Origin of the sequence: Bacteroides sp. AM16-13, from assembly GCF_003602705.1 — a bacterium.
Classification (GTDB): domain Bacteria; phylum Bacteroidota; class Bacteroidia; order Bacteroidales; family Bacteroidaceae; genus Bacteroides; species Bacteroides xylanisolvens.
In genome coordinates, this window is the sequence record NZ_QTLK01000008.1 from 62,234 (window position 1) to 86,496 (window position 24,263).

19 protein-coding genes and 1 pseudogene are annotated in these 24,263 nt (G+C 44.4%); 5 read left to right on the top strand and 15 right to left on the bottom strand.

Annotation, left to right across the window (positions count from 1 at the left end; all coding sequences use genetic code 11):
* The first annotated feature begins 227 nt into the window (after window positions 1-227).
* Both DW173_RS08350 and DW173_RS08355 read left to right on the top strand, forming a co-directional pair.
* Window positions 228-1,253 (top strand): AI-2E family transporter, encoded by a 1,026-nt coding sequence (locus DW173_RS08350; protein WP_009039911.1) that lies wholly within the window; start codon window positions 228-230, stop codon window positions 1,251-1,253.
* 56 nt (window positions 1,254-1,309) lie between these two features.
* A complete protein-coding gene (locus DW173_RS08355; RefSeq protein WP_120144293.1) occupies window positions 1,310-2,482 on the top strand; it encodes a glycosyltransferase in 1,173 nt (390 codons plus the stop codon).
* Between the two features lie 2 nt (window positions 2,483-2,484).
* Here DW173_RS08355 and rimI read toward each other — a convergent pair whose 3' ends face one another.
* From rimI to DW173_RS08375, 4 genes are all read right to left on the bottom strand, one after another.
* A complete protein-coding gene (gene rimI, locus DW173_RS08360; RefSeq protein WP_120144295.1) occupies window positions 2,485-2,943 on the bottom strand; it encodes a ribosomal protein S18-alanine N-acetyltransferase in 459 nt (152 codons plus the stop codon).
* A complete protein-coding gene (locus DW173_RS08365; RefSeq protein WP_004314832.1) occupies window positions 2,943-4,409 on the bottom strand; it encodes a RimK family protein in 1,467 nt (488 codons plus the stop codon). Before DW173_RS08365 ends, rimI begins: the two co-directional genes overlap by 1 nt.
* A 130-nt stretch (window positions 4,410-4,539) precedes the next feature.
* The gene (locus tag DW173_RS08370; RefSeq protein WP_199722829.1) at window positions 4,540-5,784 is read right to left on the bottom strand and encodes an ABC transporter permease; all 1,245 of its coding nucleotides are present in this window, start codon (window positions 5,782-5,784) and stop codon (window positions 4,540-4,542) included.
* A gap of 123 nt (window positions 5,785-5,907) precedes the next feature.
* Window positions 5,908-7,107, bottom strand: a complete 1,200-nt coding sequence (locus tag DW173_RS08375) for a pyridoxal phosphate-dependent aminotransferase (protein ID WP_007757808.1) — start codon at window positions 7,105-7,107, stop codon at window positions 5,908-5,910.
* Window positions 7,108-7,288: 181 nt separating this feature from the next.
* On the opposite strand from DW173_RS08375, the gene DW173_RS08380 reads away from it, so the two are divergent.
* The gene (locus DW173_RS08380; protein ID WP_008025695.1) at window positions 7,289-8,524 is read left to right on the top strand and encodes a fucose isomerase; all 1,236 of its coding nucleotides are present in this window, start codon (window positions 7,289-7,291) and stop codon (window positions 8,522-8,524) included.
* A gap of 99 nt (window positions 8,525-8,623) precedes the next feature.
* On the opposite strand, the gene DW173_RS08385 is transcribed toward DW173_RS08380, so the two are convergent.
* From DW173_RS08385 to DW173_RS08400, 4 genes are all read right to left on the bottom strand, one after another.
* On the bottom strand, window positions 8,624-9,463 hold the full coding sequence (locus tag DW173_RS08385) for a histidinol-phosphatase (protein WP_008025697.1): 840 nt from the start codon (window positions 9,461-9,463) through the stop codon (window positions 8,624-8,626).
* A gap of 79 nt (window positions 9,464-9,542) precedes the next feature.
* Complete coding sequence (locus DW173_RS08390; protein WP_008025699.1) at window positions 9,543-11,411, bottom strand: ABC-F family ATP-binding cassette domain-containing protein; 1,869 nt, start codon at window positions 11,409-11,411, stop codon at window positions 9,543-9,545.
* A gap of 27 nt (window positions 11,412-11,438) precedes the next feature.
* The gene (locus tag DW173_RS08395) at window positions 11,439-12,245 is read right to left on the bottom strand and encodes a DUF3805 domain-containing protein (RefSeq protein ID WP_008025701.1); all 807 of its coding nucleotides are present in this window, start codon (window positions 12,243-12,245) and stop codon (window positions 11,439-11,441) included.
* A gap of 127 nt (window positions 12,246-12,372) precedes the next feature.
* The gene (locus DW173_RS08400) at window positions 12,373-13,566 is read right to left on the bottom strand and encodes a hypothetical protein (RefSeq protein ID WP_008019595.1); all 1,194 of its coding nucleotides are present in this window, start codon (window positions 13,564-13,566) and stop codon (window positions 12,373-12,375) included.
* A 241-nt stretch (window positions 13,567-13,807) separates the two neighbouring features.
* Between DW173_RS08400 and DW173_RS08405 the strand changes: the two genes are divergently transcribed.
* Window positions 13,808-14,497, top strand: coding sequence for a response regulator transcription factor (locus DW173_RS08405; protein WP_008025703.1), 690 nt, complete (start codon window positions 13,808-13,810; stop codon window positions 14,495-14,497).
* A 27-nt stretch (window positions 14,498-14,524) separates the two neighbouring features.
* Window positions 14,525-16,306, top strand: a complete 1,782-nt coding sequence (locus DW173_RS08410) for a sensor histidine kinase (RefSeq protein ID WP_008025705.1) — start codon at window positions 14,525-14,527, stop codon at window positions 16,304-16,306.
* Between the two features lie 122 nt (window positions 16,307-16,428).
* On the opposite strand, the pseudogene DW173_RS08420 reads toward DW173_RS08410, so the two are convergent.
* From DW173_RS08420 to DW173_RS08455, 7 genes and pseudogenes are all read right to left on the bottom strand, one after another.
* A pseudogene (locus tag DW173_RS08420) lies at window positions 16,429-16,736 on the bottom strand (nucleotidyltransferase domain-containing protein).
* Between the two features lie 265 nt (window positions 16,737-17,001).
* Window positions 17,002-17,472, bottom strand: coding sequence for an HU family DNA-binding protein (locus DW173_RS08430; RefSeq protein ID WP_008025706.1), 471 nt, complete (start codon window positions 17,470-17,472; stop codon window positions 17,002-17,004).
* A gap of 215 nt (window positions 17,473-17,687) precedes the next feature.
* A complete protein-coding gene (locus DW173_RS08435) occupies window positions 17,688-18,605 on the bottom strand; it encodes a hypothetical protein (RefSeq protein ID WP_004314845.1) in 918 nt (305 codons plus the stop codon).
* 237 nt (window positions 18,606-18,842) lie between these two features.
* Window positions 18,843-20,570, bottom strand: a complete 1,728-nt coding sequence (locus tag DW173_RS08440) for a DUF6562 domain-containing protein (RefSeq protein WP_225473997.1) — start codon at window positions 20,568-20,570, stop codon at window positions 18,843-18,845.
* A 56-nt stretch (window positions 20,571-20,626) separates the two neighbouring features.
* Window positions 20,627-21,673: a DUF6562 domain-containing protein gene (locus DW173_RS08445; RefSeq protein ID WP_004314847.1), complete on the bottom strand. Its 1,047-nt coding sequence runs from the start codon at window positions 21,671-21,673 to the stop codon at window positions 20,627-20,629.
* A gap of 6 nt (window positions 21,674-21,679) precedes the next feature.
* A complete protein-coding gene (locus DW173_RS08450) occupies window positions 21,680-22,915 on the bottom strand; it encodes a DUF3575 domain-containing protein (RefSeq protein WP_008025709.1) in 1,236 nt (411 codons plus the stop codon).
* Window positions 22,916-23,476: 561 nt separating this feature from the next.
* Window positions 23,477-24,263, bottom strand: a 787-nt coding sequence (locus tag DW173_RS08455; protein WP_233562122.1) for an Rpn family recombination-promoting nuclease/putative transposase, incomplete at its 5' end; no start/stop codon positions are given.

The window sequence follows — 24,263 nt, forward strand, 5'->3', positions numbered from 1 at the left end:
ACAAAGATACGAGCTTTTCGGTTATCTCCAAATTTTCAGGTCAAAGCAGTGTATCTTATAACATGGTTTAATAGAAACAACCAATCCGTTAACATTTAACATAAATCAATTGGATATTAACGAATATCCGCTCAATGAAACCAAACTGTTTTCATATCGTTATCTCACCATAAAACAAACCTTTCCTATACCTTAATTGTTCATTATATAAACGAATTTCACATGATATGAGCACCAAAGAACAATACTGGAAATATTCCCTCATCGTCATCATCCTATTTATGGGGATCATCATCTTCCGACAAATCACTCCATTCCTGGGAGGATTATTGGGAGCACTCACTATTTATATTCTCGTACGCGGACAGATGAGATATCTGGTAGAAAAACGAAAGCTAAAACGTAGCCTAAGTGCTTTACTGATTACCGCAGAAACTATTTTTGTCTTCCTTATTCCTTTGGGACTGACCGTCTGGATGGTAGTAAATAAACTACAAGATATCAATCTGGACCCACAAACGTATATCGCACCGATCCAACAAGTAGCCGAATTTATCAAAGAGAAAACAGGATATGATGTATTAGGAAAAGATACATTGACATTCATTGTCTCCATACTTCCCCGTATCGGACAAATCATAATGGAGAGTATCAGCAGTCTCGCCATCAACCTGTTCGTCATGATCTTTGTACTTTATTTCATGTTGATCGGAGGAAAAAAAATGGAAGCATACGTCAACGATATTCTGCCATTTAACGAGACCAATACTCAAGAAGTAATCCACGAAATCAATATGATTGTTCGTTCCAATGCCATCGGTATTCCCTTGCTGGCTATCATTCAGGGAGGAGTAGCCATGATCGGTTATCTCCTTTTCGGAGCACCCAACATATTGATGCTGGGATTTCTGACCTGCTTTGCAACCATTATTCCGATGGTAGGCACCGCACTGGTATGGTTTCCCGTAGCCGCTTACCTTGCCATAAGCGGAGACTGGTTTAATGCCATCGGAATTGCTGCTTATGGAGCCATCGTCGTATCACAGTCAGATAACCTGATCCGGTTTATTCTTCAAAAGAAAATGGCAGATACTCATCCGCTTATCACTATTTTCGGGGTAGTCATCGGTCTGCCGTTATTTGGGTTTATGGGAGTGATCTTCGGTCCGTTGTTGCTTGCGTTATTCTTCCTTTTTGTAGATATGTTTAAAAAAGAATATCTGGACTTACGAAATAACCTCCCGTCGAGATGACGGAACTACCGAAAAATTGTGTACTTTTGCCGTTGTAAAAACGACACTAAAATTTGATGGAAACATTTACATTCAATACTGTCGAACTGATTCTTTTATCAGCGGCAGGCATTCTTTTTATCATTCAGCTCATCTATTATTTTGGTCTGTACAATCGGATACATGCCCATAATAAGGCTGTACGCAAAGAAGAGGTACATTTTTCACGAGAACTGCCTCCACTTTCCGTAATTCTCTGCGCACGCAATGAGGCTGAAAACCTGCGTAAAATCCTGCCAGCCATTCTGGAACAGGATTATCCGCAATTCGAGGTGATTGTCATCAACGATGCTTCCACAGATGAAACCGAGGATATACTGGGAATGATAGAAGAAAAATATCCTCATCTTTACCACAGTTTTACCCCTGAAAGCGCACGCTATATCAGTCATAAAAAACTGGCCCTGACATTAGGCATTAAAGCCAGTAAACATGATTGGCTGGTATTTACAGAAACAAACTGTATGCCGGCAAGTAACCAGTGGTTAAAGTTGATGGCACGCAACTTTACTCCGCAGACTCAAATCGTATTGGGATATAGCGGCTATGACCGTACAAAAGGATGGTTGCACAAACGTACCGCATTTGATACCCTCTTCCAATCCTTGCGTTATCTGGGATTCGCTTTAGCCGGAAAACCATATATGGGTATCGGACGTAACTTAGCTTACCGGAAAGAGTTGTTTTTCCAACAGAAAGGATTCTCCAAATACCTGAACCTGCAACGTGGAGAGGATGACCTATTCATCAACCAGTTGGCAACTCCTTCAAATACCCGCGTCGAAACAGACATCAACGCCACCACACGGATAAATCCTGTGTACCGATACAAAGAATGGAAAGAGGAAAAAATAAGCTATATGGCGACCGCAAGATATTATCAGGGAATACAACGATACCTTTTGGGATTTGAGACTTTCTCCCGTCTGTTATTCTATGTTTCCTGTATAGCAGGCATCGCATCCGGCGTCCTCAATTCTCATTGGTTAGTCGCAGGCATCGCACTGTTAATCTGGTTACTACGCTTCATCATGCAAATTATCGTTATTAACCAAACAGCCAAAGAAATGGGAGGAAACCGGAAATACTATTTCTCATTACCGATATTCGACCTTCTCCAACCTATACAGTCGCTGAATTTCAAGATTTGCCGATTCTTTCGAGGAAAAGGAGATTTCATGAGAAGATAAATTTATTGAATCAATCGTTGCATATAAATAGCATCCGAACCATCATGATAATAGCATGGCTTTATTCCTGCCGGAATAAAGCCATTTTTCATATATAGCGCAATAGCGGCAGCGTTCGTCACCTTCACTTCCAAAGTAATTTTAGCAGCCTTACATTCGTTAGCTGTCCGAATCGTTTGGTCCATCAATGCTTGTCCCAATCCTTTCCCTCTGAAATCCGGATGGACAGCTATCGAATATATCCTTAAATAATGAGTTCCACCATGGAATAATAAGGAGACATAAGCGATTACCCTATCCCCTTCCATCATTACATAGAAAGTTCCTTTCGAGCGGCTTATCAGATAAGCAAACTGTTCTTTCGAAAAGCTATCTTCCCGAAAACATTCCCATTCTATTTCCAAAATAGCAGGAATATCACTTTGCTGTGCTTTACGAACAAATAAACCCGTCTCCATCATCAATAATGTTTCGCCTCCAAGGCCTGTTCAAAATGATTCAGTAACCGGTAATACATTTCATCACCGATAATGGCATCTTCCAGCCCATGGTCGATACTCGGATTATCATTGATCTCAATAACATAGGCTTTATCATCTACCATTTTCAGGTCGACTCCATACAATCCCTTTCCGATCAGATTCGCAGCTTTAACGGCTGTATCCAACACTACCCGAGGTACCTGATAAATAGGAATCGTATCTACCAGTCCGCAACGACTTCTGCCCGAATCATAGTGGCAGTAAATTTGCCAATGTCCTTTTGCCATATAATATTTGCAGGCATACAGCGGCACCCCATTCAACAGGCCGACACGCCAGTCAAACTCCGTAGGAGTAAATGCCTGCGCCAGTAAGATAGCCGACTTCTCAAACAGCATCTTCAGACTTGCTTGCAGTTCTTCCTCATTCGAAACCTTTTTCATGCCAATAGAATAAGACCCATCCGGTATCTTCAGAATAAAAGGAGCCCCCACCTGTTCGCTGATTTGCTCAAACGAATGATCGTTTGACTGAAAAATCAGCGTTGACTTAGGAGCAGAAATTTTTTCCTTTTCAAAAAGTTCTTTCAGGTATACTTTGTTCGTACAACGGATGATGGAAAGCGGATCGTCAATAACGGCCATTCCGTTTTGTGCAGCCAATTGCGACAAATGGAATGTATAATGATTCAATGATGTTGTAGTACGAATGAACAAGGCATCAAATTCGAGCAAACGGATGGCGTCATCTTCCGTAATCATTTCCACATGAATATTCATCTTCTTGGCAACTTCTGCCAATTTATGCAAGGCACCTTTGTTGCTGGGCGGAAATTTTTCCTGTGGATCAACCAATACAGCTAAACTATAACGGGAAGCTTTCGCCGACTTAGGCGCACGCCATATTTTCTTATTAAAGTTATCCAATGTGTTGGCAAAGAAATCCTGCTCTTCATCATTGAGCCGATTCAGAGGAAGAAATTGAATACTTTCGATCTGATTTCTGGGATGAGTATTCAAAGCCACCCTCAATAATGGACAAGGGTAATTCTCAAAAATAAATCGTGCAATCCGTTCCAGACCTTTCTCTCTACATTTGCCAAAGTAAATGTTCAGATACCAAATGTCGTCTTTGACATTGTTCTTCTGTATCCACTGGTAACAGAGGGCTTGCAGACTACGATCCATCCGAACACCCGTCCCGGTCTCCAACTTGTTGATTATATCAACATCCGGAATGACTTTCTGTCCTCTCGTTTGGGCTAACAATGAACAGTAATACCCTTCAGAGTTATAACTGTAATCATCGCTAAGATTAATAACTAACTTCCGGTCTTTTTCTACCGGCTTGTTTTTCAGATAGTCGGAAACAGTCAGGACACTACTTGTCTCGTAATACGGTTTCCAGTCATCCAGATTATCCAACAGGATTAACACATTATTCATAATGGTTAAAAATTAAACCTACAAGAGGATATTAAGTAAATTGGGCGCAAATATAGACATATTATTCACTCCACATCACGCAACAGACTAAATTATTTATGCAGTAGAAAACGGGTAGATAAAAAGAGGATTATTCGTATCTCATGGAGCTTGCCGGATTGATCTTGGTAATCAAAAATGAAGGACCAATCAACATCAATACAGAAGCAAACAAAGTACCCAAATTAATCAAGATAAAAAGTAAAACATTAAAAGATACCGGGACAGTATCTACGTAATAAGTCTCCGGATCAAGTTTGAAGAGTCCGAATTGAGATTGAAGAATACAGAATGCCAAACCAATAGCATTGCCCCATAGCATACCTTTGCCAATCAGAAAGACTGCAAACCAAAGAAAGGTTCTGCGAATCGTGAAATTATTGGCTCCTAATGCTTTTAAAATCCCAATCATATTGGTGCGTTCGATGATAATAATCAGTAAACCGGAAATCATGGTGAAGCCGGCAACTCCTATCATCAAAATCAGAATCACCCATACGTTCAAATCCAATAAATCAAGCCAGGCAAAGATTTGAGGATTCAGTTGTTCGATGTTACGCACATAATACACACCTCCCAGTTCATCTTGCCTGTTGTCAATATCAGTTGCGATCTCATAGGTTATATCTTCCAGTTTATCATAATCTTTCACCTGTAATTCCACACCGGTCACCTGTTCCGGTTGCCAACCGTTCAAGCGATTCACCAGATTGAGATCCGTCAGTAAAAAGAGGTTGTCGTATTCGGAGAAGTTCGTCTGATAAATTCCGGCAATCGTCAGGCGACGAGCACGAATATCATCCTGTATATAATAGGTATATATCTTATCTCCCAGTTTCAACTTCATTTTAGTTGCCAACGCTTTCGAGATAAGCACTTGATTGGTAGATACTGAATCACTGAAAACAGGAATCTCCCCTTCTACCAAATACTCTTTTATAAAATGGGGGTCGAACTCCGGACCTACCCCTTTTAACACCATTCCTTGAAAAGCGTCATCGGTCTTAATCATACCCGGTTTGGTAGAGAAACGCTGCACATGGCTTATCTCCGGATAATCAGCAAGAGCAGTCATCATACTGTCTCCTACCGCAATCGGATGAGTTTCGTAAGAACTGACGGCATCCAGATTAGTTATCTGAATATGTGACCCGAATCCTATGACTTTATTTCTCACCTCACTTTTAAACCCGATAACTACCGCTACCGCAATAATCATCACAGCCAAACCAATAGCAATACCCGCCATGGCAATGAGGACCGCAGGACGTGACACCTGCTTTCCGCCATCGCTTTCACGATAGATACGCCGAGCTATGAAAAGTGATAGAGACATTGGATTAAGTATTAAGTATAAAGTATTAAGTATTAGACATAAAGTATTAGACAATTATAAACACGAGCAAACACACAAGAAGCTACGGTTAATACTTAATACCTAATACTTAATACTTAAATTTCATTCTGTTCTTCCCGGATATGCTTCCAAGGCCTTCTGCAAGACAAAAAGCGCACGGGTTAAATCTTCTTTCTTCAATACGTAAGCAATACGAACTTCATTAATGCCGGAACCCGGAGTGGTATAGAAACCGGAAGCCGGAGCCATGAATACCGTCTGACCTTCATATTCAAAATCAGAGAGGCACCATGCACAGAACTTGTCGGAATCATCTACCGGAAGTTTCGCTACTGTATAGAAAGCGCCCATCGGGATGGGTGAATAAACACCGGGAATACGGTTCAAACCGTCAATCAAGCATTTACGACGTTCTACATATTCATCATACGTTTCACGAGAATACTCTTCCGGAGCATCCAAAGAGGCCTCTGCAGCAATCTGTCCGATCAATGGAGGACTCAAACGAGCCTGGCAGAACTTCATGACAGCATCGCGTATCTCCTTGTTTTTGGTTATCAACGCACCAATACGAATACCACATTCTGAATAACGTTTGGATACGGAGTCAATTAATACCACATTATTCTCAATACCTTCCAAATGGCAGGCAGAGATATAAGGAGAACCGGTATATATAAATTCACGATATACTTCATCGGAGAAAAGGAACAAATCGTACTTCTTTACCAGGTCACGAATCTGATTCATTTCACGACGGGTATACAAATAACCGGTAGGATTGTTGGGATTACAAATAAGAATCGCTTTGGTACGCTCATTAATCAGTTCTTCAAACTTCTCTACTTTCGGAAGAGAAAAGCCCTCTTCAATGGTCGTAGCAATGGTGCGGATCTTTGCTCCGGCAGAGATTGCAAATGCCATATAGTTAGCATAAGCCGGTTCCGGAACGATTATTTCATCTCCCGGATTCAGGCAGGAAAGGAAAGAAAAAAGTACGGCTTCCGAACCTCCTGATGTAATGATTATATCGTCTGCTGTAAGATTGATATTAAATTTCGCATAATATCCTACTAGTTTCTCGCGATAGCTACGATAACCGGCACTTGGACTATACTCCAATACCTTCCGGTCAATATTGCGTATCGCGTCAATCGCGGCCTGAGGAGTGGGCAGATCAGGCTGTCCGATGTTCAGGTGAAACACATGGACTCCACGTTGCTTGGCAGCGTCTGCCAAAGGAGCCAGCTTTCTGATAGGAGATGCAGGCATCTCGTTTCCGCGAATGGATATGGTTGGCATAATTTTAACTACAAATTACTTAATTACTATTTACTTTTTCTACTTGGAGCTGCAAATGTACGCAATAATTTGAATACAGAGACATAAAAACTTTAAAAACCTTAGCAAGGTTAAAATCGTTATGGTAATTTGAAAAGAAAGCTATACATTTGTCATACGGAAAACTTAAAACAATATCATAATGACCATACACCTTATCTCATTTGCTTCAATCCTTCACAAACAAGTCTCGCTACGTAGCTCACACGAAGCTATTTTAAGCGAAATTGAAAAATATTATACCGTAAAGCTCGTCGATTATCAAGATATGGACAAGCTTAGTAGTGATGATTTCAAAATCATTTTTATCGCTACCGGTGGGGTGGAAAGACTGGTCATACAGCAATTCGAAAACCTCCCCCGCCCTGCCATTTTACTGGCAGACGGCATGCAGAACTCTCTTGCTGCCGCATTGGAAATCTCCACATGGTTACGGGGACGTGGAATGAAGAGCGAAATACTACATGGCGAATTACCTGCTATCATCCTGCGTATTCATACACTTTATAATAATTTCCGTGCACAACGTTCCTTATTCGGCAAACGTATCGGAGTCATCGGAACTCCTTCTTCCTGGTTAGTTGCCAGTAACGTAGACTACCTGTTGGCAAAACGTCGTTGGGGAATTGAATATGTAGATATTCCATTGGAACGGATTTACGAACAATTTCAACAAATAACGGATGAGCAAGTCGGAGCATCATGTGCGGCTGTAGCATCGCAAGCTCTTGCCTGCCGCGAAGGAACTCCCGAAGATTTAATCAAATCCATGCGGCTGTACCGGGCGATAAAAAAGGTGTGTCAGGAAGAAAATCTGGAAGCACTGACATTGAGCTGCTTTAAATTGATTGAACAAATCGACACTACCGGATGCGTGGCATTATCTTTATTGAATGATGACGGGATAATAGCAGGTTGCGAAGGCGATCTTCAATCTGTATTTACGCTATTAGCAGTGAAAGCGCTTACGGGAAAGGACGGATTTATGGCAAATCCTTCCATGATTAATTCCCGTACGAACGAGCTGATATTAGCACACTGCACCATAGGACTCAAACAAACGGAGAGATACATTATCCGCAATCATTTTGAAACAGAAAAAGGAATTGCCATACAAGGGTTACTTCCGACAGGAGACGTAACGATTATAAAATGCGGCGGTGAATGTCTGGACGAATATTACTTATCTACTGGAACATTGACTGAAAATACCAATTATATTAATATGTGCCGCACGCAAGTACGCATCCGCATGAATACTCCAGCCGAGTATTTTCTGAAGAATCCTTTGGGAAATCATCATATTATGCTTCATGGTAACTATGAAGATACATTGAACGAGTTTTTCCAGGCAAATGCTTGCAAAAGAACTGAATAACATCTCAAAACATCCTTAAAGAAAGCGCCTCCTTAATAAACAAAATAAATTATCAGTTTATTAAGGAGGCACTTTGGAGATTGACTAAATTCTATTTCTTTATTCTATTTCTCTTTCTTCCCATTTTCCATTATGCCACTCTGCAACTGAAGTAAAGCCTGCCTTCTTCAAAGCAGCCAATGCTTCGGAGCGTCCATTATTAATCCGTTCCGGATAATGCGCATCACTGTTTACCTGTACTCTGATACCCAACTCTTTCAGGAAAGAGAAATATCGTTTATTGGGATAGAATGTTCCTAAATCATGATAAGATTTAGTGTTTATTTCAACGATATAGCCATATTCGGCAATGGCGGTGAAATATTTGCGAACCAACGCATCATACCACGGTTCATCCAATAATCCCGGACGATAACAGGAAGCATTATAATGCATCTTGTCAGCATGACCAACAATATCAAATCCTCCCAATTCTACCATACGAAGCAGGTTCTTATAGTAAAGACGGACCACAGAATCCAAATCACCATCAAAGTGCTTGTCTACCAATTGACGGAAAAGATCTGCCGGAGTATCAATATCTACGATTTTTCCTTCCGGAGAGTACAACATATGTACGGAACCTATCCGGTAGTCAAGTGGTAGTTTTTGAAAACAGGGTAAAGAAGGGTTGCTTTCTTCGTTCAGGTAATCTATTTCAAGACCAATGGCAAGCTCTATTTTATCTGCATATTTCTTCTTCAGACGGGAAAATTCGAAAAGGTAATCATCCATTCTATCCCACTCCATCGTCCATGCAGTAGAAAACGGCAGTGGAGCATGGGAAGAAATGCCATAGGAAGTAAATCCTTCGCTAATAGCAAAACGAATAAAATCTTCCATATTGGCGCGTCCGTCACAAAACAGGCAGTGGCTATGATAATTGGTTAGGTTTGTCATACAAGGTTATATGTTGTCTGGGATATATTATCAAAGTTATTATCATTATCAGGCTATTCTAGTGATACAATGGCACAAATCAGCCTTCTATTTCACTAAGTTCCAGCCATCGCATTGTTTTCTCATCAATCAGGTCATTGACTTCAGGCAAACGTTTCGATTTCTCTGTCAATTCGTCAACAGAAAGGGTACCGCTACATAAGAGTTCTTCAATCTGTACTTTTTCTGTTTCTAATTCTGCTATCTCCTTTTCCAATTGCTCGAACTCTCGTTTTTCCTTGAAACTCATCTTCCGTTTGTCGTTCAGACGAACACGGGCAGTCTTTTCTTCCTGCGGCTTTTCAGTTTCTTTCTCCTTTTGAGCTTTCGCGTCTTTCCAGTCACGATAGTCACTGTAGTTTCCGGGAAAGTCGCGAATATCTCCCTGTCCATTGAATACCATCAAATGGTCTACTACCTTATCCATAAAGTAGCGGTCGTGAGAAACAACAATCACACAACCTTTGAAATTTTGAAGATATTCTTCAAGCACGTTCAGAGTGATAATATCGAGGTCGTTGGTAGGTTCGTCAAGCACCAGGAAGTTAGGGTTACGCATCAGGATGGTACACAGATAAAGACGACGACGCTCGCCCCCACTCAACTTATAGACATAGCTATGTTGCGTTTCGGGAGTAAACAGAAAATGCTGTAAGAATTGCGAAGCAGTCAGTTTCTTTCCATTCCCCAGTTCAATCACTTCGGCAATATCCTGCACTACATCAATAACCTTCATTTGTTCATCGAACTGAAGGCCATCCTGCGAGTAATAGCCGAAACGAACAGTTTCACCAACATCCACCGTTCCACTGTCGGGCGCAACCTGCCCCATTAATATCTTGATAAAAGTAGATTTACCTGTCCCGTTATTTCCCACAATGCCCATCTTTTCATAGCGGGCAAAGATATAAGAAAAATCATCCAGTATCTTCAAATCACCGAAGCTCTTAAACAAGTGATCGGCCTCGAATATCTTACTACCGATATAGGATGCTTTCACCTCCAGCTTCACATTATCATTGTTGAAACGTTGCTTTGCCACCTTTTCCAATTCATAAAAAGCATCTTCCCGGTAACGGGCTTTATGCCCGCGTGCCTGCGGCATCCGGCGCATCCAATCGAGTTCCGTACGGTAAAGGTTGTTGGCACGTTCTATTTCTACACTTTTAGCTTCGATACGTTCCTGACGTTTCTCGAGATAATAACTGTAGTTACCTTTATATTGGTAGATTTGTTGATTGTCTATTTCAATAATCTCCGAACAAACACGATCAAGGAAATAACGGTCGTGCGTCACCATCAGCAAACTAAGATTGGTACGACGCAGATAATCTTCCAGCCATTCGGTCATATCCAAGTCCAGGTGATTGGTAGGCTCATCAAGGATAAGCAGATCCGGCTCGGTAATCAACGCATTGGCTAAAGCAACGCGCTTCAACTGTCCACCGGACAGTTGCTTCACTTTTTGGTCGAAGTTGCGGATTTTGAGTTGCGAAAGAATTTGCTTGGCTTTCTGTTCATATTCCCAGGCTTTTTCCTGATCCATACGCGCCAGAAGATTTTCCAATCCCGGATGACCTTCAGTCTCCATGCAACGTTCATACTCTTTTATCAGTTCCACGGTACTGTTACCGTGATGGAAACAGGCCTCAAGCACGGTCAACTCTTCGGGATACTGTGGATCTTGTTCCAGATAATCCACCCGAAGGTCACGACGGAAAACAATGTTACCGCTATCATAACCTTCTTTTCCGGCGATTATATTCAATAAAGTAGTTTTTCCGCTGCCGTTCTTCGCTATCAATCCTACACGCTGGCCTTCAGCAATGCCAAAAGATATATTTTCAAAAAGAACCAAGTCACCGAAGGACTTGGTCAGGTTATCTATCTGTAAATAAGGTACAGCCACGTAATTTAGTAATTAGTTGGTTAGTGATTAGTGATTAATAATCACGGATTTATACTCTTCAATAATGTCGCAAGGTTCTCCTGCCTTTACTTTACTCCATGCCAGTTTCAGCGGGTCGATGATACGGTCTTTATATTGTAATACAGGAGCTTCCCGGTTACCGTCAATCAACGTTTTCCATTCCATACCTTCCACTTCATTCGTCAGAATTATACAGACTGTGATGCCGATTGCCAACCATTCCTCTTTCTTTTTCGAGCCAATCTTACCGCTATTAATCACCTGCTGAAGTTTCTCCAGGTCTTCTTCTATTCCCTGAAAATCTTTTTTCAATTCCTGCTTCACGGTAGATACCACCCATTCGTACGCTTCATTAATCAAATAGATTTCAGAAAGACGGGCCGGGATCAGTTCAGCAGGATACTTCTGCCCTTCTTTGCGTACCTCCAAAGTAGCAATTACATCTTCCGCCTCCTTCACAACTCCGCCTTTAGGTACAGTAAAAGAACATTCGAAAGCAATATCGTCAACTCCTGTAATCCACAAATGGGAAGTATAATACGTCCCCTCTTCCTGAAACATTTCTTTGCTATACGCACATTCCCACGTTCCGACTTTCACCAACGAAGCCGAATCATTCTCTTTCAGTTCCTGCCGGATGACATCTTTACCATAACCGGCTTTTCCTTTAAATGCGGATATACGAAAATTTCCCGTCCATACATCGGGATTATAGAAAAGAAAAGAGCCTTCGCCATCTTCAAACTCATTCCAGTCTGATGGATAGTTCATAGAAAACCATGCTCCGGGAGAGATAAATTTCTTGCCTTGCATCCTTTTATATTAAAAATGATTACTTGGGCAAAAATACGAATTAATAATGAAGAATGAAGAACGAAGAATGAAGAATTTTGCTGCGCTATGCAAGTATACCGCAAGGATATTCTTCATTTTTAATTCTTCATTTTCCTATCGGCTGTATTTTCCTCCGCACTTCTTTAGAAATCTCCAAAAACATATAATTCAACTTTCCGGAATGGATTCCTTCTTCGTTTTCCTTATACTTCTTATTAGCATACTGCTTCGATTTCTCGAAAGTCAGTAACGACATCTCATTCTGTGATTTGCCTACCATTGTAGAATCCAGTTGTTCATCCGGGAAAAAATCATCCAGATCGACATCACCAATCATCGTTGTCTCCAGGAAGTTTTTATTCGTGTGCGAATTATCCGTATAGTATCCTACAAACATGTGCCCCGGTGTACGTACCAGGATAGGATCAATATTAATGGCGCGAAGCAACGACGCAAACAACACACTCCCATCCACACAATTAATCTGTGAAGATTCCAGTGCATCATCAAACGTACGGACACGCTGCGAGAAAACAACATTGCTCGAAAGGCTGGTATTGGAAACAGAACTATAACGGAATTTACGTTTCTGCAATATATTCCAAAGAGCATACACCTGCTTGTCTACCGCCCCTTTAGCCTTACTTTGATAACCGAGAAAGCGATTAACAATCCGAGTATTCAATGCCTCGCGAAGCAACTGATCGATCATCGGATTCTCTTCATTGACATAAGCCGCAAAGAAAATACTGGTATCGTGAAATTTAGTTCCGTTGGCCACATACCCCAACAGACACTCATTGATGCTACGCACTGAAAAAGTACGCACCCGTTGTCCCAAATCTTTTCCGTTCATCTCCACTGTGATGGCTACGCTTACCGGCTCTGCCTGCACCTCATTTTTCAGTGCCTCATAATTCCAGATGATATCAGGATAAATCGTATATTCCGTTCTGGGCTTGTTTAATACAAATTCCGACACCGAGCGGGAGAAAAAAGGCGTTTCGGCTACTTCAATCCGCACACGACTATAAGCTGTCTTCGATTTCAACCGAACGGCAATACACGACTTCGGATTTCCCAAAGACGTCGAATCCGACGGAACAATCACTTGTGCATCAGTGGTGGCAACAGACAGAATCGCCGAAGGAAATATATTTCCTCCCAGATCGTCTACAATCTCAAAACCGGAATTGAATGAAGTATATTTAAACACAGACATACCGCCAAGGAGAATTAACAGTACCACAACAGATCCTATTATTTCCTTCCGATGTCGTTTTAAGTCAATTTTTATCATTATTTGTAGTTTCTATAGTCAAACATTTCTATTGTATCTCGCTAACAAAGATAACAAATAGCGAGCGTTTTTTCCTCTTACAATCAACAAAAACTTCCATATTCCGTATCAATTCCCGGAATTCACAGAATGTAACACGATTGTAACGTCTGTTTCATCTGCCCGTAACAAAGTCTCCTCATCTTTGCAAAGGATAAAATAAAAACGTAACTTTGTCATATCACATTAATACATATATCTTATGAACGATTACCGTATTTTAGTTGTCGACGATGAAGAAGACCTCTGTGAGATTCTGAAATTCAATCTTGAAAACGAAGGTTATGAGGTTGATACAGCAAACTCTGCCGAAGAGGCAATGAAGATGGATATCAGCAGTTATCACTTAATTCTCCTCGATGTGATGATGGGAGAAATCTCCGGTTTCAAAATGGCCAACATCTTGAAGAAAGAAAAAAAAACAGCAAAAGTGCCTATCATCTTTATCACGGCAAAAGATACTGAAAACGATACTGTGACCGGATTCAATCTGGGAGCAGACGATTATATTTCGAAACCTTTCTCCCTGCGTGAAGTCATTGCCCGTGTGAAAGCAGTATTAAGACGTACGGTAACAACGGAAACGGAAAGAGCCCCCGAACGTCTTACTTATCAGTCGCTCGTTATTGACATCACAAAGAAGAAAGTAAGTATCGACGATGAAGAAGTGCCATTGACTAAAAAAGAATTTGAAATATTGCTTCTACTGGTACAGAATAAGGGACGCGTATTCTCACGTGAAGACATTCTGGCCCGTATCTGGAGTGACGAAGTGTATGTGCTCGACCGTACCATCGACGTAAACATCACCCGTTTACGTAAAAAGATAGGTATATACGGCAAACGTATTGTCACCCGTCTCGGATACGGATACTGTTTTGAAGCTGAATAAGTAATAATACCGAATTAAGCAATTATTATGAACCTGCCTGTAACTCAAAAACATTTTCTTTCTTTCAGCCGGAAGCTGTTCCTTTCGGTTATTTCACTATTTCTGGTATTTGCCATTTGTTTTATTGCGTACCAGTATCAACGTGAGCGGGAATATAAAATAGAACTGCTGAATACAAAACTGCAAGATTACAACAGCAGACTCTACGAACAATTGGAAGAGCAACCCCTTGATAGCGAAATAATCAGCGGTTATATCGACAAACATATTCTGGAAGACTTGCGTGTGACCCTTATTGACGCAGAAGGAAATGTTGTTTACGACAGTTATCCAAGTCATAATAACCAAATAGAAAACCATCTGAATCGTCCGGAAGTACAGAAAGCAATAAAGCATGGCAACGGATATGACGTACGCCGTACTTCGGAAACAACCGGAGTTCCCTATTTTTATTCGGCCACTCGTTATAAAGATTATATTGTCCGTTCGGCTTTGCCTTATAACGTCAGCCTCATCAACAACCTGCAAGCAGATCCGCACTATCTATGGTTTACCATCATCGTAACCTTATTATTAATGATTATCTTCTATAAATTCACCAACAAACTGGGCACTTCCATCAGCCAGCTCCGTGAATTTGCCATGCGTGCCGACCGCAACGAGCCTATCGAAATGGCTATGCAATCCGCTTTTCCACATAATGAGCTAGGAGAAATCTCGCAACACATCATCCAAATCTATAAACGATTGCACGAAACCAAAGAAGCTCTCTACATCGAACGTGAAAAGCTAATCACTCATCTCCAAATCTCGCACGAAGGATTAGGAGTATTTACAAAAGACAAAAAAGAGATTCTTGTCAACAATCTTTTCACCCAATACAGTAACCTGATTTCGGATTCCAACCTGGAAACAACGGAAGAAGTCTTTGCTATCAGCGAACTAAAAGAGATTATTCATTTTATCAATAAGAACCAGCAAGAACGATCAAGAGGAAAAGGTGAAAAACGAATGTCAGTTACCATCAACAAGAACGGACGGACATTTATCGTAGAATGTATCATCTTCCAGGATGCCAGCTTTGAGATTTCCATCAACGATGTCACCCAGGAAGAAGAACAAGTAAGACTCAAACGCCAACTGACTCAAAATATCGCCCATGAGTTGAAAACTCCTGTCAGCAGTATTCAAGGATATCTGGAAACCATTGTCAGCAACGAGAATATTCCACGTGAAAAGATAAACGTATTCCTCGAACGTTGTTATGCACAAAGCAATCGTTTGAGCCGGCTGCTACGCGACATCTCCGTACTCACCCGCATGGACGAAGCCGCCAGCATGATTGATATGGAACGAGTGGATATTAGTGTACTGGTCGGAAATATTATCAATGAAGTATCTCTAGAACTCGACGAAAAGCATATCACAGTAATCAACTCTCTGAAAAAGAGCATACAAGTCAAAGGTAATTATTCATTGCTCTATTCTATCTTCCGCAACCTGATGGACAATGCCATCGCATACGCCGGAAGCAATATTCAGATAAATATCAACTGTTTCCGTGAAGATGAGAATTTCTACTATTTCAGCTTCGCCGACACTGGTATAGGTGTATCACCCGAACATCTGAACCGTCTCTTCGAACGCTTCTACCGGGTAGATAAAGGTCGCTCACGCAAACTAGGCGGAACAGGATTGGGACTGGCTATTGTAAAGAACGCCGTTATTATCCACGGCGGCAACATCTCCGCCAAGAACAATCAGGGAGGCGGACTGGAGTTTGTATTTACACTGGCAAAGGAGAAATAGAGGGGTAGCTACATTTTAAAACATTTCCCGAATCATTACTTCGGCTTCCTTCATCGTTTCGTAAGCGCGTTGCAGTCTGTATGCAATCAAAGCTTTACGGCTTTCTTCATCCAAGATTTCTCTCATAACACGACACCTTCATTGGTGACGTTAATATAAAAAGGGAGGGGGTAAATGGGCAGCTCTCCCAAAGTTTTTTGAGCGTGACTATCGGGCTGATAGAGACTCCGGTTTTCAGTTCCAGTTCGTAAAGTGGCAGTGTGATAGATTCTTCGTCCTTCAATGTCATTTTCTCGCCGTCGAGCAGGATAAGCAGATCAATATCACTGTCGCTACGCGCTTCGTTCCTTGCTTGCGAACCATATAAAATAGTTTTTGCCGTAGGAGCCACGCGACGTATAATCTCTCTTATTTGTTTCGTTTCATAAATTTTCCATTTATTATAATCAATGCTACGGGCAAAGATAACAATTCCGGTGCAGATTGTTCTGTCAAGAACCGATTATTTCCCCCGGCACACAAAGAAAGATTCGTTTCTCTCATCCGGCAGCAGGCTACAGCAGCGGCGAGTGAAAACGAATCTTTCATCTTAAAGGGTCGTGCGGCAATGCCGGAAGGAGCCTTTGGCAATACAGAAAAGTCCTTTTGCAGTGCAGGAACCCGTCCTTTTTATAGCACCGGAAAAGCATCCGGCTTTATGCTGCCGGATCGGGAGCCTCTCCTCCCCCTTCACCACCACCGCCACCTTCGCTGGGAGTAGTGGATTTTCCGCCCCATTCTTCCCAGAAGATATTGGAATCGACGAGGGAACGGGTGGTAACCTGGTTGTTGGATGAACGGCTCGTTTCAGGGATGAAGCGGACACGGACGCCGGTGATTTGCTTGGCAGTCACTTTGTCGGGGGAGTCCACTCCATTGCCCGAAGCAACGGCTGTGTAGTAGAATGTGCCCACGCCGTCGAGTTTGACGGTGCGGCCGTCTGCCATGTAGCTACCTAATACGCTGCCAAGGGACTTGAGCACGGCAAAGGTGTCGGCAGGGCTTACGGTGGATTCAATGGCAAGACGTTTTGCCACTTCGTCCGTCGTGACAGGTTTGCCAACGGTGATGGATTGCGGATACCACATTCCATTGATTTTCTGTTTTACTTTCTTGAAGAATCCCATAAGTTGATGTTTTTTACCTCTTCCCTGCCGCATCCCGATAAGACTAATACTCGGTGACGGACTTTGCTTATCTCGGTGACGACCTTTGCCTACCTCGGTGTCGGACTTAGCCTACCTCAGTGACGACCTTTGTCTGTCCGTGTCTGCAAGCATTTCCTGATGGGGTGCTGCAAGAAGGAAGCGTGATTAATAAATGTTGCGAATTATCTCAATTATCATATTTGCCGTTCCCCTCCGTATTCCGCCAGCGCGCAAAGCAGTTCGCCCAGTGCAAGGCCGCCGTTGAAGGCTGACACGTAGTTCTGCGTGTCGGTCACGTCCTCGTTGAAATGGTTGAGACGGTCGGTGATGGGGGAAAGAAAGAGGATAGGTTCGCCTGAGGTGCTGATTTTTACCACGCCGTGGGTGGTTTCGATGGAGTTTGCCGTATACCCTTCGGGGGCTGCAGCGGCAAATTCTTTAAGGGCTTGGGCGTCTATCGTGTCGTATGAACCGTAGTCGGTGACGTTGACGGAGCCTACTGCCGTGAAGGTGGACGCTCCTTCACACACGAGTTGCGGTGCGGGGAAGTTGGGCGGCGGGACAAGTTTGCATGCGCCGCCGGGGTAACAGTGCAGGCGGGCGTTGACGGTTTCGGCCAGACTGAACACGGCAGGGGCTACGTTGGAAGCGATGAAGGTGCCTACGCGGTCGTCGATAAGGTTGTGTTCCGGATCGGTATGGCTGTCGGGATTTCCGTCGTGGATAAAGAAGTTGCCGCCGAGGACAACGGTTCCGTTATGGGTCACTGCCGGGTCGGGATAGTTGGCGGTGCTGACGCTGATGATGAGGTCGGCGGCATCGGCAGCAATGGCTTGCGGGAGCACTTTGTATTTTTCGAGGGAACTCGAAGTGTTGACTCCCGTTGCCATAAGGTCTTCGATGCAGCGGACTACGACTTGCAACGGTTCTTCTCCTTCTCGGGGAAGGGAGAAGACAGCACGGGGTTGGCTCATGCGGTTGTCTCCGTCGCACGGAGTGTTTATCACTTCAGGGAATGGTAAGGCGGCGGGACGCAGTTTGGGGTTGGTCAGGGCGTTGAGCACGGGTTCCGTTTCCCAGTTTTTGTTGATGATGACGAGTATCTTTTTCATAAGTGTGATGTTTTTTATGGTTGTTACCTTGATCAGTTGCGTCGCTTCCGGCAATTGCTCCTATCGAGGAAGGTATCCTATAAAGAGAAGTGATGTTCGCTTCTCAAGTCGGCGACAAGGGAAAAAGGACAAGGTTCATGATATTGCCGCCGACTGCATCCCCCAGCGGCTTGGGACGTATATGATGTAGGGGGACGGGATGGAGTGACCTGGATACCCCGTCCCCGTGTGTCATTCTTAAAAAGCGAGGATGGGGCGCACGGCGGAATCGGAGTTGTACCTGACATTATGCCAGCATTGCACAACGTTCGCCTGCTTACCCACAAACCACGTCCATATACCCGAATCGGAGTACGTCGAGGAAGAGAAGAATTTCTGATAGCTCCCATTCGGGATTGCGTCATAGTTCCCAGTGCCCAACGGTTCGAAATAGGCATTTATCTTACTTACGAGTTCTGTCTGATTACTCCATCTATACAGGTTGGGGGTTAGGTCGTTGCCTTCGTTTATGGCGTCATCCCAGCTTGGGAGACCGCCCAGATTGGCGGTAAAGTCATACCATTGACCTATGGAGGGCAAGTACCACCCCGTCGTCTTTTCGGGAGCCTGTACAACATAATCCTTCACGGCCTTGAAAGCGGGATAAAAATTTTCGAGTTCTTTGTTGTTTGCGGCCGCATAGTCGATTACCGTGGTGTAATTAAGTAGTCCGTTGATGTCTGCGTTGCAGGCAACTTTATCCGTGCATTTCGTCAGCTCGGAGAAATCGTGATCTTCCCCCCAACTCATAAGGCTTTTGGTTACGGTCTTCAATGACATGACCAGACCATGCGGCGTGGCAACGCCTTTTGCTGCCAACACCTGTTTTTCTTTGTCGCCGATGCGCGAGGGGTCGGTCTGGAAAACGATGCCGATGCAGGTCTTGTTCGCATCGAGGGCGGTAGACCATGTGCCGTCTGCATAATAGAAGTCACCCACCTTAACGATATCCGAAATATCCGTTACATCCTGACTTACCCAGTCAGTGGTCATATCTACAGACAAAGTTACCGCCGGATCGTTTCCGACTGTAATCAGGTTTCCGGCAGCCCGTACCCAGTTGTTGCGTTTCAGGGGGATGTTGGCAGGAATGTCTCTATCGTTCATCGTTATGCTACCTGTCCCGGTAAACGTAAGTTTTATTCCGCCCAACGTGGCGTCGGCAGTGGTAAAGACATAATCGGAGAAGAGGATTTTGCAGTTGTTTCCATTGATAGTAATATCCGTGCCGTCCATTGAGGTTGTGATGTAGGTGGCATCGTAGGTAGCTGTCGGGCTTACCTCCTCGCTAAAAGCATTGAATTCTGACGGAACGGTGTATGTTGCCGTCATGTCTTTACATTTGCCTATCATCTCGGTGTTCTTTTCCGCAATCGTCACTTTCGTAAGCGGACGGACAAGCGTGGCGGTAAGGTCGTTCTTAGCCGTAGCGCCTTTGGTGAACGGTACTACTGCCGCAAATGCCTCACGTAGTTGGTCGGCGTATGTATAAGCAGCGGTGATGATAGTCACTTTCTTCAAGCCATCGGCATTATCAGTCTTGTAATACTTATCGGGATAGTGGTCGCCTGACGCCGTTGCACCCGAAACGATGTAATCCGCCCAAAGCACGGCTTTGTAGTCACCTTGGTCTGCCAATTCAAAACTAAATGTAATGTTAGCGGCACCAGCCGTTACCAACTGCTCCTGGCGTACTCTTCGTGTAGAGCCATCTTTCGTCCACACTTCGAGGATGCAGCGCAGCGTATGGCCGGCGGGAAACGTAGCGGGGGCGGAAGCCCGTGTTTTTACAAAATCGGCAGGCATTCCGATGCTCATGCTTACTTGGTTGCTGTCCGCAGTCGGGGAAGCGTCGGTGTCGTCCTGACTGCACGAGGTGAATAGCCCTGCCAGAGCCATTAACCCGAAGAAAAGGTTCTTTTTCATACTTCTGTTCATCGTTTACTGTGATTAAATTTGTTTTATTATATTGACCTGTCATTTCAGAAAGAATCGAGGTCGATGTCTATCTCGTCGTCATATCCGGTGTCGATGTTGATGCCTCCCTGCATTTCGTTGGTGAGGAAGTTGCCTCGCAGGGTGGTGAGGTGTCCCCGCCGGTAGGGCACTTCCAGTCCCCGGGTACGCGACACTACCTTTCCGTTGGCGTCCGCCAATTCAATATTCAGGGGCACAAAGGATTCCGTGCCGTTCACGAAGATAAAGTCCGAACCTAGCGGACATTTCTCCGTGCCGTCGTCGGGGATGGTGAGAGGGGTGGAGAACGTCACGCCCTGCACGGAGTTCATCGGCTTGCCCGTGGCGGTGTTGAATCCTAACGGGAAATAGAACCCGTAGGAAAAGGTGACGGTGTAGGTGTTGTTGCCGCCTTCAGCATCGCGTTGCCGCTGTGTTTTTGCCAGAAACTCCTGCACGTCGGTGGCGATAATACGGTATTTTGCCAACGGGCGCACCATGTCGACTTTGGCTTGTACGCGGACGTTCCATTCGTCCCGGTAGGGGCGCAGGTCAAGGGTGGTGCTGCCGTAGAGGCAATCGCGGTAGCCAGTGCTTCCGGTGTAGGGCGTGGTGCAAGTTACTTGCTGCAAGTTCTCCGTATTATAATAGAGGTCGGTGGTCGTGCCTGCCACAACGTAGTCCGTCCATACGGCGAGGGTGTATTCTACGGCGTACAGCTTCAAATGGACAGGGAGCGTGATTTTCCCGTTGCCGGCTTCGTCGGCATTGTCCATGACGGTCACTTGCCGGGCTGCCGGTTTGCCGTCGCGCCATGCTTCGATGATGAAGCGGCGGCGGTAATCCGTTTGTTCTCCGGCACGGGCTTTTGTGATTCCGCGGTGTGCCTTGTTGGTGATGATTTCCAGTGGTAGGAGTTCGAGGTCGAGGGTCACTTCGGTACTGACCTCTACAAGCGTGGGGTCGATGCCTTCCTCACCGTCCGGTGTCATCGCGGGATAGTCGTGTACACAAGCGGCAAGGACGGTTGCCAACATGAAGGTGATAAATCCTATAGCATATTTCTGTTTCATAAGCCGTTACTTTTTAAGGTTGAAGCGATAGACGATAGAAAGCCCCATGCGGGTGATGCCCCAGTAGTTCTTCGTCCGTGTGTCTATCCGTGCGCCGTTGTCTATATTATAATAGGTGTCGTACTTCATGTTGGCATAGCCTGCACCGAGGGTAAATTCTCCCGCCCAATGTCCGCCGAGCGGCAACAGATAACCATAGCTGACGCCCGCGCCCAGCAACGGACGGTCGGCGTCTTGATAACGGTCGCGATTCCACTTCACATTGAACCAGCCTACGTGGGCATGAAGACCGAAGAAATGTCCCGAGCCGGGCTTCGAGAGCCAGTAACGGGCTTCGGGTTGCAGGGTGAAGGTCTTCACGGCATGTTTGCCGCTGATGTGCCACGGACACCACAATATCGGCAACTCTACGGAAAGATGCTTGCCGACCTGCACTTCCGCCGCCACGTTCATAATCGTGCCCGCCCAAGCGGCAAGGTTGGTTTTCACGCCAAGGTAACGACCGTTGGCGGGAAGTGAAGGCGAGGTAGCTGTAGAGGTGGAAGCGGTGGAAGAAGAAGGAGTAACTGAAGCAGAAGAAGCAACCGAAGTAGAAAGAGCAGTAGCTGCATCGGGTGCAACAGGTGCAGTAGCTGCATCCGGCACAACAGCCGTGGCAGCCACGGCGGAAGAGTCAACAGGCTCTTTGTCTCCCTGCAAGGCAACCGGAAGGGCTTCCTGTTGTTCCTGTCGCCTCGCCGCACTTGCAGGCTCTTGCCGGTTTTGCGGAATCTCGCTTTGGCAATCTTGGAAACCTCGGCAACCTACCACGACGACTTCTCCCCACAAGGGATGAGCCAACGGGTGGTTGAGTGTCCGGAAATGCCGCTCGCGCAGTCCGTAGTGGTCGATAAGATAGCCTTTCAGATTGTTGGCACGCCAGTAGGCGGCGCGCAGATTCGACTTTTCATCGTCCCAACTGCCGGAATAGCTCTGCACGTAGAGGGTGTCCTGACGTTTACGAAAGGTGCGCAGCCGTTTCTTCAACTTCCGCAACGACAGTCGGTTGTCCGCATATTCCGTCTTGAACATCCGGATACGTGAAGGATAGCTGAAAATAATCAGGCTGTCTGCCGAAGGTGAGGAAAGGACGGCAGCATCCGGCTGACCGCGCAAGGGAACAACCGATAGACATAGCAAAAATGCCAGTACGAAGTAACGGAATGTACTCCACGCTACGTTTTGTTTGTTTTTCATTCTCATACCTGTAACATAAGATTACAAAAATTTATATACAAGAAAGGCGTAAGTGTCCGTATGCTTATCCGTCAATCGGGGCCTTCGCACTGCCCATACCGTAGATAAGCAACAGAACACTCACGCCATTGGCGTATATAAAGCTTGTGTATCGTCCCCCTCCCCTCTCCGGACGGAGGGGGAAGCGGGGGCGCAAACAGGCATCCATATAAACAATGGAACGTGAGCATTTGTTGCATTCATCTTCACGGTGACAAGTCAAAGGTGCGAAGTTTGATTGACGAAGATGATATTCTTCAAACGCTTTCCGTTATCTAAAAATCACGCCCTCTCTCACAAGGGCAGTGACAAAGATAAAGAAAAGCCGAAAAACAGCAAACAATATAGGCTAAACTTTTATTCGCCGGGGCAAAAATAATTATTTCAGCCCGACGAAGGACAAAATGGGAATGGACAGATTCATGGACAAAATAGAGAAGAGGCTGTCAGGAAAAGGCTTGGCGCATACAAACAGTAAGGGCGACCCGTTTTTTAACGAGCCGCCCTTACTGTTTGTTATCTATCTTTTCACAATGCCTCAATTTCTTCAGCAGTGAGTCCCGTACATTCTGAAATTAAATCGATAGCCAAACCTTTGGATTTCATCATACGGGCGGACGATTCTTTTCCTCTCAACATACCTTTCTGTTCGGCAAAGTCCAACGTATTGAAATAATCGTTATAAACTTTCCATTCCTTCTCATATTGAGCTCTTTCCTCCGGAGTCATATTCGCTTTGGAGGCCATCTTCTCAAGTCGTTCAAAAACGGCTTTACGTGCCTTGAAAGGCATTCTATCAAGTGTATCCATATGCTTTAATACATAAATCCATCGTTCAAAATCGTTACTACACTCATCCTCTTCTTTGTCAAAGTTAGGCAGTTCGATAAAAATCTGCCGAAACTTGTTATTGAAAAGCTGTCCTGTATCCCGGTCGGAAAGGATTACATCAGTCCTTATCTTCGCAGGCATGTCCTTGTCAATCACAAAGTTCATAAAAAACACTCCGTATACAGCATCCAACCGGAAGTCCCAAGGACCGCTTTTAGCTTGTTGCGTAATCGCACGAGAGAGGTAGAAGAGAGCACGATCTTTAAAGTAAGGTTGCTCACGATTCTGCATTTCTACGATTATCCGTTCACCTGTGTCAGTCATACAGTAGATATCGTAGATAATCCCCCGTTCTGTTTTTACTTCCGGCTGCTGTTCGTTGTTAAGGAACTGGATGTCGGTAATCACGTGCTCTCCAGAGAGCAAATCGTTCAAGAAGTCGATTAATAACTCCTTTTCTACCTCTCTGCCGAATAAAAACTTA